The organism is Oleiphilus sp. HI0061, assembly GCF_001635675.1.
The window spans coordinates 1-13,429 of sequence record NZ_LWFE01001333.1 but is presented as its reverse complement, the minus strand read 5'-3'; the positions used below and the strand labels follow the sequence as shown (position 1 = coordinate 13,429).

The 13,429-nt window shown below is 42.0% G+C and carries 12 protein-coding genes and 1 pseudogene; 10 read left to right on the top strand and 3 right to left on the bottom strand.

Translation table 11 applies throughout. From position 1 onward, the window contains the following. Positions 1–72: 72 nt before the first annotated feature. Entirely contained in the window at positions 73–798 is a 726-nt protein-coding gene (locus A3735_RS21080; RefSeq protein ID WP_231882598.1) for an alpha/beta fold hydrolase, read from the top strand. Positions 799–864: 66 nt separating this feature from the next. Here the strand turns inward: A3735_RS21080 and A3735_RS21075 are convergent, their stop codons facing one another. Beyond that, positions 865–1,581 (bottom strand): lipocalin family protein, encoded by a 717-nt coding sequence (locus A3735_RS21075; RefSeq protein WP_068507727.1) that lies wholly within the window; start codon positions 1,579–1,581, stop codon positions 865–867. Positions 1,582–1,859: 278 nt separating this feature from the next. Here A3735_RS21075 and A3735_RS21070 point away from each other — a divergent pair, with 278 nt between their 5' ends. From A3735_RS21070 to eda, 5 genes and pseudogenes are all read left to right on the top strand, one after another. Continuing rightward, positions 1,860–2,510 (top strand): 2OG-Fe(II) oxygenase, encoded by a 651-nt coding sequence (locus A3735_RS21070; protein ID WP_068507730.1) that lies wholly within the window; start codon positions 1,860–1,862, stop codon positions 2,508–2,510. Positions 2,511–2,639: 129 nt separating this feature from the next. Continuing rightward, positions 2,640–3,326 (top strand): transposase, encoded by a 687-nt coding sequence (locus A3735_RS21065; protein WP_068507732.1) that lies wholly within the window; start codon positions 2,640–2,642, stop codon positions 3,324–3,326. Positions 3,327–3,358: 32 nt separating this feature from the next. Beyond that, a pseudogene (locus A3735_RS29170) lies at positions 3,359–3,499 on the top strand (transposase domain-containing protein); the annotation flags it as partial. Positions 3,500–3,719: 220 nt separating this feature from the next. Continuing rightward, positions 3,720–5,141, top strand: a complete 1,422-nt coding sequence (locus tag A3735_RS29800) for a cytidylyltransferase domain-containing protein (RefSeq protein WP_068507734.1) — start codon at positions 3,720–3,722, stop codon at positions 5,139–5,141. A gap of 2 nt (positions 5,142–5,143) precedes the next feature. Continuing rightward, positions 5,144–5,680: a bifunctional 4-hydroxy-2-oxoglutarate aldolase/2-dehydro-3-deoxy-phosphogluconate aldolase gene (gene eda / locus A3735_RS21055; RefSeq protein ID WP_068507735.1), complete on the top strand. Its 537-nt coding sequence runs from the start codon at positions 5,144–5,146 to the stop codon at positions 5,678–5,680. Between the two features lie 47 nt (positions 5,681–5,727). Here the strand turns inward: eda and A3735_RS21050 are convergent, their stop codons facing one another. Further along, on the bottom strand, positions 5,728–6,726 hold the full coding sequence (locus A3735_RS21050) for a polysialyltransferase family glycosyltransferase (protein ID WP_068507737.1): 999 nt from the start codon (positions 6,724–6,726) through the stop codon (positions 5,728–5,730). Between the two features lie 343 nt (positions 6,727–7,069). Between A3735_RS21050 and A3735_RS21045 the strand changes: the two genes are divergently transcribed. Beyond that, the gene (locus A3735_RS21045; protein ID WP_068507739.1) at positions 7,070–7,960 is read left to right on the top strand and encodes a LysR family transcriptional regulator; all 891 of its coding nucleotides are present in this window, start codon (positions 7,070–7,072) and stop codon (positions 7,958–7,960) included. Between the two features lie 10 nt (positions 7,961–7,970). Here the strand turns inward: A3735_RS21045 and A3735_RS21040 are convergent, their stop codons facing one another. Next, positions 7,971–9,896: an acyltransferase family protein gene (locus tag A3735_RS21040; protein ID WP_068507741.1), complete on the bottom strand. Its 1,926-nt coding sequence runs from the start codon at positions 9,894–9,896 to the stop codon at positions 7,971–7,973. A gap of 196 nt (positions 9,897–10,092) precedes the next feature. Here A3735_RS21040 and A3735_RS21035 point away from each other — a divergent pair, with 196 nt between their 5' ends. From A3735_RS21035 to A3735_RS21025, 3 genes are read left to right on the top strand one after another with little or no spacing between them, the layout of a single operon-like run. Then, positions 10,093–10,986 (top strand): glycosyltransferase family A protein, encoded by an 894-nt coding sequence (locus A3735_RS21035; RefSeq protein ID WP_068510881.1) that lies wholly within the window; start codon positions 10,093–10,095, stop codon positions 10,984–10,986. A gap of 17 nt (positions 10,987–11,003) precedes the next feature. After that, complete coding sequence (locus A3735_RS21030; RefSeq protein ID WP_068510878.1) at positions 11,004–12,044, top strand: polysialyltransferase family glycosyltransferase; 1,041 nt, start codon at positions 11,004–11,006, stop codon at positions 12,042–12,044. Positions 12,045–12,074: 30 nt separating this feature from the next. After that, positions 12,075–13,112, top strand: a complete 1,038-nt coding sequence (locus A3735_RS21025; RefSeq protein ID WP_068510876.1) for a hypothetical protein — start codon at positions 12,075–12,077, stop codon at positions 13,110–13,112. The last annotated feature ends 317 nt before the right edge of the window (positions 13,113–13,429 follow it).

The window sequence follows — 13,429 nt, the reverse complement described above, 5'->3', positions numbered from 1 at the left end:
GCAGGTACAGACCTTTCAAGCAGCTAAGCAGTTTTGGTATCGCTAATGGAAAAGTGGATGCTAATAAGGGGTTTGTCTCGCCAGAAATTGCATTGGGGTGAGTTTCCTGAGCACTTAAAAACACTGTCAGGCGCAGAGGTATTGTTTGAGGACTTGCCAGGTTTTGGTGAGCGACATCATGAATCTAGCCCGGGGACGATAGAAGAAATTGCTGAGAGTCTTGCGCCGAGGATTTTTGACTCAGCCAAGCTTGTTGACGGTAAGATCAATCTTGTAGGTATTTCCATGGGCGGAATGGTGGCGCTTGCCTTGGCTCAAATGCACCCTGAAAAAGTCGCTAGCCTGATACTGATAAATTCAAGCTTTAGACCCTATGCTCGCTTTTATCAGAGACTTCAACCTAAGGCCTATGCAGGCTTCCTAAAGGCCTGGTTTAACCCCGTTATGCGCTACAGTGAGCGTGAAATTTTGCGATTGTCGAGTAACATGAGAGATAGTGATGAGTGTTTGCTAGATGAGTGGTTAGACTTCAGACGTAAGCAGCCACCTAGCCGGAGAGCGGCAATCAAGCAAATTCTGGCGGCCAGTCGCTTTCAATGCGAATCACAAAAGCCCGTCGAACATATGCTGTTTATTGCGGCTAAACAAGACAGGATTGTTAGCTACCACTGCTCTGAAAATGCCGCCCAAGCATGGGGGGCAGATTATCGTTGTCATCACTATGCCGGGCATGACTTGGCTTTGGATGCACCACAGTGGTTAGCCGAGCAGATCGTTGAGTGGCGACAGAGTCTATAAAGAGCGGGGTGAGAAGTAAGCAAACCTGAATGATCAGGCTTGCTTACTTGAATCTAGGCACAGGTTCTATTTTATGAAGAGGACGTTGGAGTCCATATAAGGTGCCTCATCAGCATAATCGTTTAAACTAATGAAGCTAATTTTTTCGCTATCCTGTTCAGTAAAGAAGAACTTGTTACTGCCCAAAGCACGGTCGTAGACAATGGATATTGTGCCGTCACCTTGAAAACTCCAGGAAAATGAAAAAGACGAGCCATCATTTTCATCTCCGTTGGTAGCGCCCGTATTGTTAGCAAAGAACTCAATAGAGCAGAAAGGGCAGTCTTCATAGTAGAATTCTTTAGTGAGATCACTTAACGAAGGTTGAATTGCTTCTACTGCACAATGCCTGATATGACTGACATCGTCTTCAGGAAGTTGGAAGCAGTATTGGCCCTGTTCGATCGCAGACTCTCTAAAGGTAAGTGTTTCATCGGCAAGGTAAACAATTACCTCGTTATTTACCACTGCCCATGTACCGCTCGTTACGCTCGCTAAACGTGAATCGTTATCATCGTTTCCGGTGAATTCAAAGGTCATGTCAGAGAAAAAACTGAAGATAACATAGGTATCATCGCCAAGGTCGTCGATAAAAGCCTTGCCACAGAGGTCTGACTCGGAAATTGTGTCGGAGCTATTATCTGGCTCGGGGCAATCAGGCAGTGTTATATTTTTACTGTCAGAGCCACAAGCAGACAAAAATAAAATTAAAGTGATTAGTGCGAATAGTTTAGACGCAGTCATAGTGTCGTTTCTCAAAATTTGATTATAAAGAGGATTTATTTATAGCTTTCGCATAAGCACGAAAGCGTGAAGAGTTTTATCGACAGAACTAAATAGCTTTCTGTTGATCAGAAAGTTCAGTTGTCAGTATTGATTTTTGGGTAATTAAAATAGAATGTTCGTCATATTCAAAATCCTTTTAAATATTTGAAGTTTAAGGGCCGCATTTTTGCGTAGTAAGAACGCGAACTATACTGTGGAAATCGTGTTCTTAGCAATGACTTTTTGGAGAACTATCGGTGTACTTATCAAGCCCAGAAGACAATGAAGTTTTGTTTGAGTCAATCGCGCAAGATTTGATTCAAACCGGCTGCTCTATCAATGAAGGGGCGATCCCTCAGGCTTTGGCTGATGCTTTGGCGCAGGAAGTAAAAGGCTTAGCTTCAGAGAAATTCAAGAAAGCCGGAATAGGGCGTGAGCAAGACTTTGTGAGGAACGAGACGGTTCGCTCTGATGAAATCGCTTGGATCTCAGAAGAGACGGAGGCGGGTAAGGCTTGGCTTGAATGGGCGTCTCAATTGCAGTCTTATATGAACAGGCGCTTATACTTAGGCTTGTTTTCGTTCGAAAGTCATTTTGCGCATTACAGTGCGGGTGATTTTTATCAGCGCCACTTGGATGCCTTTAAGGGGCAGTCAAATCGAACACTCACTTTGGTCGCCTATTTTAATAAAGACTGGACGCAAGAGGATGGCGGTGAGTTAGTTGTATACAAGGATCAGGATGATCAAGAAGGGCAAAAAGTGCTTCCTAGCTTCGCGACACTGGTGGTCTTTCTTAGTGAAGAGTTTCCGCATGAAGTGCTGCCAGCTAAAAAGGATCGCTACTCGATTGCGGGTTGGTTTCGGGTGAATACTTCTTCGGCGGACCGGGTTGACCCGCCGGAGTAAAACGAAATGAGAGAAAAGTAAAGAAAGGGGACGGAGGGATTATTAATTGACCAGCAGACAAACTTCTCCGTAAACCCAAACTCTGATACTTTCAATGATTCTTAATCCATACGCAAAAAGGAGTTTGCGATGCCGAGAAGAAAAAGGATGTATTTGCCTGACGTGCCCTTTCATATTGTTCAGCGCGGGAATAATCGAGAAGCCTGTTTTTACTCACCTGAAGATTACCAATTTTACTTGCATGTTCTAGGCGAGGTACTGAGCCGTTACAATGTGGCGCTTCATAGTTATGTTTTGATGACCAATCATGTGCATTTACTTATGACAGCTTCAGAGCAAGATGGTATTTCTCAAGTGATGAAGGTGTTGGGTAGCCGTTATGCGCAGTACTTTAATAAGACGTACAAGCGCACAGGAACGTTATGGGAAGGTAGGCACAAATCAAGCCCTATTGATGGGGTGGCCTATTTGTTGAAATGTTATCGATATATCGAACTAAATCCGGTGACAGCGAAAATGGTTGAGCGGCCGGAAGAGTACAAATGGAGTAGCTATGGCTCAAATGCCTATGGTGATGAGCATGTTGTGACAACTCCGCATGAACTGTATCTTGAGTTAGGCAGTGATATAGAGCAAAGATGCTATCAATATCGTGAGTTATTTAAAGAAAGCTTGAGTGGCTCAGATGTGCACGGGATTCGGTTAGCAGAACACTATTGCCAACCGCTGGGTTCCGATAGGTTCAAGATCCAAGTTGCCGAGAAGACAGGGCAAAAGATTGGCCAGATGCGTAGAGGGAGACCAAAAAATGGCTAATAAATAATCCCTCCGTCCCCTTAAACATTACAATTATGTCGTTAATCCAAACCGCCAAGATGAATGGATTGGAAGCATACGCCTATCAGAAAGATGTGCTTAACCGATTACCGTCGCATAAGAATAATCGGCTGGATGAGTTATTGCCACATAACGGGAAGGCTGATCAATAGGTAATGCCCAGACGCTTACAAGGATCTTGTATAACTTAAAGATTAGGTGGCTCGTTTTCTATGATGTAATCAGATAATCTATATAGGGCTGTAATTTAGTATACCGTCACGTTGCGGTGATGGAGTTGGTAGGCTTAAGTTGTTGTTACAATGAACGAAGTGATAAGAAAGAGGAGGCTGAGTCGCTCGATGACAATAGGACCTTATAAAATGGTGAGAAATGTTTAATAAGTATGATATTGCGGCAGTGATACCTGTCAGACTTGGTAGTTCAAGAGTTTCGCAAAAGGCCCTTCTTGAGGTTGGTGAAGACAAAATTAGTCTGTTAGCGTGGAAAATAAGACAGCTTAAGAAAGTGCTGTCAAAAGATAGCATATACGTTAGTACTGAGGCTGATGTACTGATGGATATTGCTCGAGAAGAGGGTGTAAAAGTTCATCGTCGCGATCAGTTCCTTGCTGACGGACATAAAGCTACTTTTAGTGAGGTCATTGTTGGTGTCGTTAAAGATATACCGCACGAGCACATTGCTTGGGTGACATGTGTTGTTCCTTTGATGAGTCCTCAAGAGTATTTGCAGGGGTTTCGTGAGTACTATGATCATGTTATTCCAGAAACTTCAAGTTTCGATAGCTTGGTTTCTGTAAACTTGCTCAAGGAATATTTTTGGGATGATGAAAAACCAATCAATTATTCTGCAACAAAGAAACATACCATTAGCCAGGAGCTGCCTAATATTTATAGGGTAACGAATGGGCTGTATATGGCTCCTAAGTCATTGATGCTTGATAAAGAGTATCTTCTTGGTAAGAACCCTTTTAAGTCCTGTGTTTCCAAGATTGCGGGCATCGATATAGATGAATACGAAGACTATGAAATTGCTCGTGATTTAATGGGGATTTATCAGAGCAATGAGTCTAAAACTCAAAATGAGAGTGTTATATTTCTGGACTTTGATGGTGTAATCGTAGATTCGGCTAAAGAAGCATATGCTATGGCTATGCTTGCGACTAAAAAATCTCAGAAACTTTCTGACGTAGACTTGAATAGTGAGCATTGCAGGAGGTTTCTCGAACAGCGTTGTCATATTGGTCCCGCGTGGAATTACTATTATCTATTAAAGTGTTTGGACGAAGAGAAGGACGTCCAATTTCTAGATATGTTGCCAAATGAAGCAGGAGACGAAGCTAGGGTTTTCCAGGATAGATTTTTTGCTACGCGACAAGTTGTTAGAAATCATTTCTGGGATGAATGGCTTGATTTAAATCACTTTTATGAAGGTGCTAATGGCTTCATAGACTTAATAAATAACAATTCGAATGTTGTTGTTGTAACGACGAAGGATGCAGAAACTGTCAGTGCGCTTCTTGAAAAGTACGGTGTGTTGCGTGATGTCGAAATTTTTGATTCGAGGTCATATGACCAATTTGGCTGCAAGTCTTTGTTCATGGATGACTATATAAAACGAATGAATATCAAGAGGGCTCTTTTTATTGATGACTCATATTCTCATCTCGAAAAGTGTAATTGGGTTGAAAAGCTATCTACCATCCAAGCTAAGTGGGGTTATGTTTTTCCTGAGGTTTATGAGGATAATAAAAACGAGGTTCTTAATGCTGCAATGGAGATAATTGGTGGATAAAGATGGAATATCTAAAAAATAAAGTCGTCTGTGTGCTCGTTGTTAAGAATCTTGAAGGTTTGCAAAATAAAATTCGGGCATTAGTTGCTGATGGGTTTGATGTCTTTGAAGTAACTTTACGCACAGACGTAGCTCTCGATGCTATTCGTAGCATAAAGCGCGACTTTCCAAGTTTGAAGGTCGGGGCAGGTACTATATTGAATGTTGAGCAGCTAGATGAGTCGATTTGTGCGGGAGCCGATTTTGGGGTTTCTCCAGGGTTGAATGAACTAATAATTTCGAAATCTAAAGAGCGAAACTTTGACTTTATTCCTGGGGTCGCAACACCCACGGAGATTGAGAGAGCTATTGCCTTGGGTCTCTGTTTGGTAAAGTTATTTCCAGCAAAGCTCTTAGGCGGTGTTGAATATATTCAGGCAATTTCGGGGCCTTATCGTAATATGTACTTCATGCCGACAGGTGGGGTGAATGAGTCCACTGCGAAAGATTACTTGGATTTAGATAATGTTCTTTGTGTCGGAGGGTCATGGATGTTCTAAAAGGGTCTGGTGTGTCGTTATTAAGTGAACGTTTTGCACAGCTTGATTTATCCGACTGAATCAAGATCAATCGTATCAACGTTCGCTACTCTGAATATAGTACTAATACTATCAAGGGCCTGTGGATAGATATTGGCGCCAACAGATATAGAGTCTATTCGATCACCAAAAATCAGTTTTGCAGTGAGTAAAACTGTGCTGCAGCATGATATCAGAACGTCATACTCATTTTGTTCCAAATACTGTTCTAAACAAACGTAATCGTGTTCAATTTTTTTATAGTTTTCCTTGAATAGGCAGTCGTATTCGTCCCTTGGGTGGGCAATATAATGTATTTCAGTCACGCCCAATGAGCTTAACTTATTCTCTATTTCATTCGAAATACGGTGTTCAACTTCCTTTGGCGTTTTACTATTTTTTAGAAGGCACTGACCTACAACCAATGCTTTTCTAGCCCCTATTCGATCCGATTCAGAAGTTTTGTCAGGCAAGGAAATGTATTTCACTTTCGACTTAGGGTAAGGGCTTTCTAGCCCAGAAAAACTATAGGCAGTGCTTACGATGGGAGTATCTGTGCCTATTCGTTCCCCTTCTATAGGATATATGCGTAGTCCAGTGACTCCATAGCTTATGCGCGATGGCCATTTTTTCTTCGCTCTATATTCCCACTTTACGGATGCGTCTTCAGGTGAATAGTTTATCGTACCTTCAGGCACGATTCGAACTTCTATGTTATGACTTTTATTGAGCGTTCCAATGATGACGTTCGTATAAATTAGATCGAGCCGGTTAATGTAAAAAATATTCTTATCGTTTAAGTGCTTTTTGATTTTACTAATGTTTTTATGAAGAGCACGGGCTCTTCGGAAGATACCTCTTGATTTAGTTTCCAGAGGAATTACTTTACTTTTACGTTGCTTGAGGTAGTGGGAAGCTTTCTTGTTAAAACTAAAGAATATGGGGCGATGGATTTTTTCTGTTTCAATAATTTTTAGTGACGCAAAGCATTGAAGTTCAGTGTCAATCAGAAATATATGGCTTGTCATTACGTGTTACCAGCCCGGGAAAGTATTCTAAAGTGTTTAACAAGGTAAGGCCTAGTAATAAGGTACTTCTAAGAAGGGAACCTATGTTTGCCTTTAATCGATTGGTTAAGTAAGTAGATGTTATTTATGCTACCTGTTTAATGCAAGTCGATTATATCAGAAAGTTAAACGGGTCACTCAACTGAGTAAAACGAAAAGAGAGAAAAGAGGGGTAGTACCAAAAGGCCTGTATTTAGTGCTACCCGCTAAGCAAGTTTTGAGTTAGTCTATATCTGCTCAGATTGAAGGGCAATAACAAAAAAAATAGAATAACTTTACCATATTTGAGAAGGTTGCTTAGGCTATGAATTACTCTCTTGATGAAATGGCTGTGTTTGTAGCGGTTGTCGATAGTGGCAACTTCTCCAGTGCTGCGAAGAAAAGTGGTATTCCTGTTTCTACTATTAGTCGAAGAATTTCTGATCTGGAAACACGCTTAAATGTACAGTTACTGTATCGTACCACCCGGCAGCAAAAGCTGACTGATATCGGCGCAGTGTATTATGAACACTGCAGTCGCATGCTTCAGGAGGCTGAAACAGCAGAGTTAGCTGTTCAGAACTTACAAGCCAAGCCTTCAGGAATATTAAGAGTGACTTCGCCTTACGCCTATGAAGACCCATTTATGTCTGAACTGATGGCGAGCTTTATGGAGAAGTACCCCGAGGTTAAGCTTCAGAACCTGGTTAATCAGCGTAAAGTAGACCTGATTGAAGAGAAGATCGATTGTGCGATCATTGCTGGTCATTTGGATGATTCCAGTCTTGTCAGGCGTGGTTTGGGCTCGGCTGTCGTTGTTTACTGTTGTAGTCCTGCCTACATTAAGAAGTACGGTTACCCTGACAGTATTGATGACTTAGGTGGCCATAAATTAGTTCAGCTGGAAATCCCTGAATGGCTTAACCCTGAGCCGGATATACTGGTTGATTTGGTGGAAACACGTCTTGCCACCAATGATATGTTTATGTCTCGTCAGGCTGCCGTCGATGGTTTGGGAATCACCCGTTTACCTCGTGTTCATATCGCCAATGCGCTGGAAAAGGGTGAGCTGGTTGAAGTGCTCCCAGAGTATAACTTTGACTTACCTTTAAGCATCTTGTTCCCAAGCAATAAGCAGTTTACCACCAAACTGCGTGCGTTTATTGATCATATGGTTGAGTTTTCAGCCAAACATGCCAAGTGGGATTTTGGATAATCCCTATTGGCTAGTCAATTTTGAGTTGTGCATGATCCAGTACAATTCCGGCACCTGTTAAGCTTAAGTGATCGTCATCGAAATATAGTGCTTGGCCATCCCTTACTGTCGGACAGTATTCTTCAGAGCATATTGCTTCGAGAGGCTTAATTGCTTTCAGGTTATCACCAAATGGCAAGCTATCTAGTTTCTCAAGGATAAACGCATGACGCTTCATGTATGCATCCACTGTCGTGGTTTTATCCTTGTCATAGGTATAATCATCAACAAAGAGGTAGTTCGGGGTCAGTATCGTCGCGATATGATCTGGTAATTCTGGTATCGGATAGACTACGTAGACCATTTTACCTGCTTTTAATAAGCGACTGATAATCTCATCTAGGCTTTGCCAGTACATTTCCCAAACTTCTTCGTGCGTTTCTTTTCGGAAAGGTTCTCTCAGCCAATTATTGATATCTGGTTTAGATAAAAAACCTGTATATCGGTAGCCTACGATTACATTCTTAATGCTTTGTTCTTGTTCTAAGTAAGCTAGTGTTTCATTTGTCCAATTATGGCAGCCACCTCGTTTGACATTATAGTTCAGCGCGGGTTGGCAGCCACTAAACGACAAGTGACGGTTGCCTTGCTTATGAGGCTCGAGCTTCTTTGCTAAGGCATAAGCAAGTTCTACGGTGTGACTATCTCCAAAAGTAGCCCAGGTGACATTGTCGTTGAAGTAATGACACGATTCTTCCGGGCGCAGGTAGTCTTTCCCTTTGGTGTGGCACTGTTTTCTCTTAGGGTTATGTTCAATNGTTGCATCATATTCGGTGCTAAAACGAAATTGCATGCCGTCAGTTGCGAGTATGAATCCAAAGCCTAATATAGCAATACCTATCCAACGTTTAGCAACCTGGATCATATCCTTGTTTTTGAACTTAGGGCTTCTTCTAAACGGGGTTTCGACATAGCGGTAACTTAGAAAAGCCAGTACGAAGGTTAAAAGTACTGCCAGGATGAATAGTGCTTCAGAAGGTTCGCCTGAGCTCTTCATCCGCAAGAACGCGAACAATGGCTGATGCCATAAATAGAGAGAATAGGAGATGAGTCCTACGGCTACAATTGGCTTTAGAGAGAGTAATTTGCCAGCTAGAGTTTGGCGATCAGCAAATATAATGATTAGGCTGGCACCTATAACGGGTAGCAAAGTATAAAAGCTAGGAAATGGCGTGTCAGCATCAAAGCAAAAGAATGAAGCGATAACCATTGTGAGACCAGTCAAAGACGCTATCTGCCTGACGGGTCTCGTATATGAAATCTGATCAAATTTGTATATGGAAATAATTGAGCCAAACAATAGCTCCCAAGCACGAGAGGAAATTAAATAGAAATTTGCTGCGGAGTCTCCTTTGAAGGCCATATATTGCGATAACAGTAAAGAGGCGAGCGTGAGAGCGATAACGATTGCAGAGAGTGACTTACCTTTACGGAAGGCATATAAGGCTAACAAAGGAAAGAGTACATAATACTGTTCTTCTACTGCAAGGCTCCAGGTATGTAACAGTGGTTTTTGCTCTGCTGCCGTAGAAAAATAATCACTAACGCTATAAAAATGGAAGTTAGAGATGAAGCTGATAACCGTTAGCCCGCTATTGGCATAAGATTTAAAAAGCTCTGAAGGCATCACGACAACGGCAATAAGCGTTGTTACAGTCAGCATGCTAAATAAAGCGGGTAAGATTCTACGTGCGCGACGCTCATAGAAGTTTCTGATCGTAAAAGTACCTGCGTTCAGCTCATCCAGAATGATACGGGTAATCAAATAACCGCTGATAACAAAAAAGATATCGACGCCAGCATAGCCACCGCTAAAACCAAATAGTCCAGCGTGGAAAAGAATGACTGGTAGCACTGCTATGGCTCGTAAACCGTCAACTTCACTTCTATAAAGCATTATGAATCCTGGATCTGATAGGTATTTCAATAAATGGCGGCGATACTAACATACAAAAAAATATGTGGACAAGTTTGGGGCTTGTGTTGTCTTCCTTCACCGTTTATGGGATTGAGTATGTCTTAATAATAGGAACCATTTTATTGCTCTTATGGTAATATCCTTGGCTACGATACTTTCTCTGGGAAACGTCTTGATGCAACAAACCAAAACTTATCCGCCACTTCGTTATGATTCATATTTGATCCAACTATTTCGGTGGTTTGTTAAGCCTTTGTTACCCGTGTCGTGGTTTCGCGACCCCATTCCTGAAACCGAAACTCGGTCAGCTGTTTCAGGTGAGTTTGATCTGGAAATCGTAAGTCATTGCTGGAACTACTCTAATACCTTGAGCTATCAGTTAAGTTCATACGTCAACTACCCACCCAGTAAGTTACGTTTAACCGCAACCGTGTTTTATGCTGAGGAAGATAAAGGTACCAAAGCTGTTTTAGATTACTTTTCTAAGCTAGAGGTGCCAAATGTTACTTGGAATTTTCAGCCGCTAAGTAAGGGAAAACTATTTCGCCGCGGAATTGGTCGAAACATGGCGGCTCGTTCGACTAAAGCTGACTGGTTGTGGTTTACCGACTGCGATATTATTTTCCATAAGAATTGCCTCGATTCTTTGGCTGAAGCACTTCAAGGTAAGAAAGATATTTTGTATTACCCGCGCTCCGAGAAAACAACTGACATGTTGAAAGATGACGACCCGATGTTGCGTAAAGATGCCGAGCCTCAATTAGTTGATATTGAAACCGCGAACTTTAGCTCTCATACTCGTGATAAAGCAAAAGGCGCTTTTCAGATTGTACATGGTGATGTAGCTCGGGCGATTGGCTATTGTGAAAAAATAAGAATCTTCCAGACCGAAACGCTAACCTGGCGTAAAACTTATGAAGATACAGCGTTCAAATGGCTGATTAAGTCGGAAGGAACCCCTCTAGATATTGATGGTGTCTTTCAAATTCGTCATGTGACGAAAGGGCGTTATGCGCAGGATTCCAATATATCTAAAGTGCGTAGCAAGATCAGACACATGCAAGAATAGCCGGTGCTGACGACGCGATGAAAAACTACTATTTCATATCCTCTCCTTTACACTTTTTTATTGCCTCTAACTTAGCAATTGAAAATCAAGGACAAGAAAACATAGCTGTAATTGTTTCAAAAAACCTGGATTTGGCCAAATCCTTCACTCTAGCGATTGAGCAAGTAAAGGGATTGTTTCAAGAAACCGTTTCTTTAGCGAATGATAAAGGTCTCGGAAAGATACAGCATCGTCGGGAGGTCATGAAACGGATTGATGTTTTGTTTGCTTCGGATTCGAGTAAACAAATTTATACTGGAAATGATCGCCGAGTAGAGTTTCAGTATGCGATGCATGTTGCCAGTCAATCGGGTAGACGTGCGACCGGTATTTACATGGATGATGGTGCGGTGAGCTATATTGGCCACAAATCAATGAATAGCTTCGCTCACCGTTTTCTGGATCCTTTTCTTAAGAAACTCGTATACGGAACCTGGTGGAAGAACGCCCTGACAATAGGCTCTTCTGCTTGGATTTCAAAAGCCTATTTGGCGTTCCCTGAGTATGCTCACCCTCTGTTGCAGGAAAAGAAGCGCTTAGCGCTCAACACAGATTTGTTCTCATCTGATCAATTTAAACAGCTTTCTAAAAGTTTACTTGATGATAGAAAGGTCGATTTAAGCTGTTTCGATGCGATTAAGGTGTTGATTACTTTGCCTCATGAGGCTAGTTATATGAGGCAGCCGGATAGTCTAACAAGTGCCTATAAGCGATTGTTAGAAACTTTCTCCCCTCGTGACATTGGGGTCAAGGCTCACCCGAGGAGTACTAACCTTGACTTGCTCGATGAGATGTTTCCAGGTTCAACCCGTATCGATAAAAATATAGGCTTTGAGCTTATCTTGCCTCTGCTGGGAGATGACGTGCTTGTTTTGGGCGATATCTCGACAACCTTGCTGTCTGCCAAGTGGTTGAGGCCGGATATTCGTGTTGAAACATTAAGCTGTGAGGTGGCTAGTCAGCAAATGAATGACTTATTCAGCGCTCTTGGGATAAAGAAAAGCTATTCATTGGAATAAGCATTAACACTTAAATAATGGATATTGACAGTGAAGAAATATAAAAAGACTTATTGGGGGGCTATCCCAAAAGAGTTTAAGGCTCATGACAATGTGATATTCAAACGCTTTGGGAGGCGGTCAAATTGGTCGAGTGCTACCTCTATATTGGGTTTGAAGGGCGGAGCCTGTGCGAAGACAATGTTTTTCAGCATGCTTGCTCGAACTGTCCATAGCAATCCTGACTTGTTTGAATCAATACCCCCTGTTTCAATTAATTGGTCGGAGCGTTTTGTCGATGATGGCGATAAAACGCTTGTTGTTGAACATGGCTGGCTACCGAGATCGTCTTATCAAATCTCTCCTCATGGGGCCAATGCACGCAGCCACACTCAGTTTGACTCTGGCGTTGATTATGTTGAGCGCATAGGTCGACGCGATTTAGAGCACTGCAAAGCTCGCGCTCAACACTTCTTGAGGCCTAAAAAGGTTGATATCGCAGGCCTTACTCAAAAGCCTTTTTGTTTATTGCCACTCCAAGGAGGAGAGGACTATAACCTGAAGTTTTCTGATTCTGGTTTTGAGAGCTTGTATGGGCAGAAGGGCGCCAACGATTTATTGGCTCAGGCGCTAATTGATCGGAGTTATGCGGAAGCGCAAGGTGTGAACATTATCGTGACTGAGCATCCTGCTAAAAAATGCCGCTTATCTAATGCTCCGACGTTACCAAAGGGTGTGACATTTATCGAGGCTAAGAAAGGTATCCGTAGTATTGATTTAGCCGCGCATAAAAATTGTGTTGGGGTCGTATCGGTTAACTCTAACTTGGTTCATGAGGCAATGGTCTTAGGCAAGCCTGTTTGTTCTTATGGGCGTTTGATGTACAAGAGTGATGATAAGCCAATGTTTTCGTCAATTGCAGATATGCTGACATGTGGCGAACAAGACCTCAGCCTGGCTGATCAGTATTTAGCGCTATTATTTTTAAGTCAGTGGGAACTCACTGACTTAATGGACCCTATAATTGTGCAGACTTTATTAAACAGCATGGGGAAGGTTTTCCCTTGGGAGTTACGTCGAGGTATTTAACATTGGCTAATGTAAAAGAATATTCTTTTTTACCAGCTTAAAGCTTTTGCCAAGAATCAAACCTCTAATAAGTCTAGATTCAACACCGCTAACTTTACAGCTTCGCGATACTAAGAGTAAAACGTACATTAGCTGGCTTCCCATAATATATAGATAACCTCCTATTTCCGGGTTGCTGGTATATACTGATACGTACTTATTTCGGGTGACAGATGATTAAGGGTATCTTGTATTGAATACTGGTTTCTGGCCGAGCTTTATTGCTCATATTAAATTTACTCTAGCTTTTCTTTTATTGGTTACTTCTATCGAGATGC

Bases quoted from the DNA above. Each gene is read 5' to 3' on its own strand.
- A3735_RS21050 (WP_068507737.1), bottom strand. From the start codon at position 6,726: ATGACAAGCCATATATTTCTGATTGACACTGAACTTCAATGCTTTGCG.
- A3735_RS21045 (WP_068507739.1), top strand. From the start codon at position 7,070: ATGAATTACTCTCTTGATGAAATGGCTGTGTTTGTAGCGGTTGTCGAT.
- eda (WP_068507735.1), top strand. From the start codon at position 5,144: ATGGAATATCTAAAAAATAAAGTCGTCTGTGTGCTCGTTGTTAAGAAT.
- A3735_RS21075 (WP_068507727.1), bottom strand. From the start codon at position 1,581: ATGACTGCGTCTAAACTATTCGCACTAATCACTTTAATTTTATTTTTG.
- A3735_RS21035 (WP_068510881.1), top strand. From the start codon at position 10,093: ATGCAACAAACCAAAACTTATCCGCCACTTCGTTATGATTCATATTTG.
- A3735_RS21030 (WP_068510878.1), top strand. From the start codon at position 11,004: ATGAAAAACTACTATTTCATATCCTCTCCTTTACACTTTTTTATTGCC.
- A3735_RS29800 (WP_068507734.1), top strand. From the start codon at position 3,720: ATGTTTAATAAGTATGATATTGCGGCAGTGATACCTGTCAGACTTGGT.
- A3735_RS21065 (WP_068507732.1), top strand. From the start codon at position 2,640: ATGCCGAGAAGAAAAAGGATGTATTTGCCTGACGTGCCCTTTCATATT.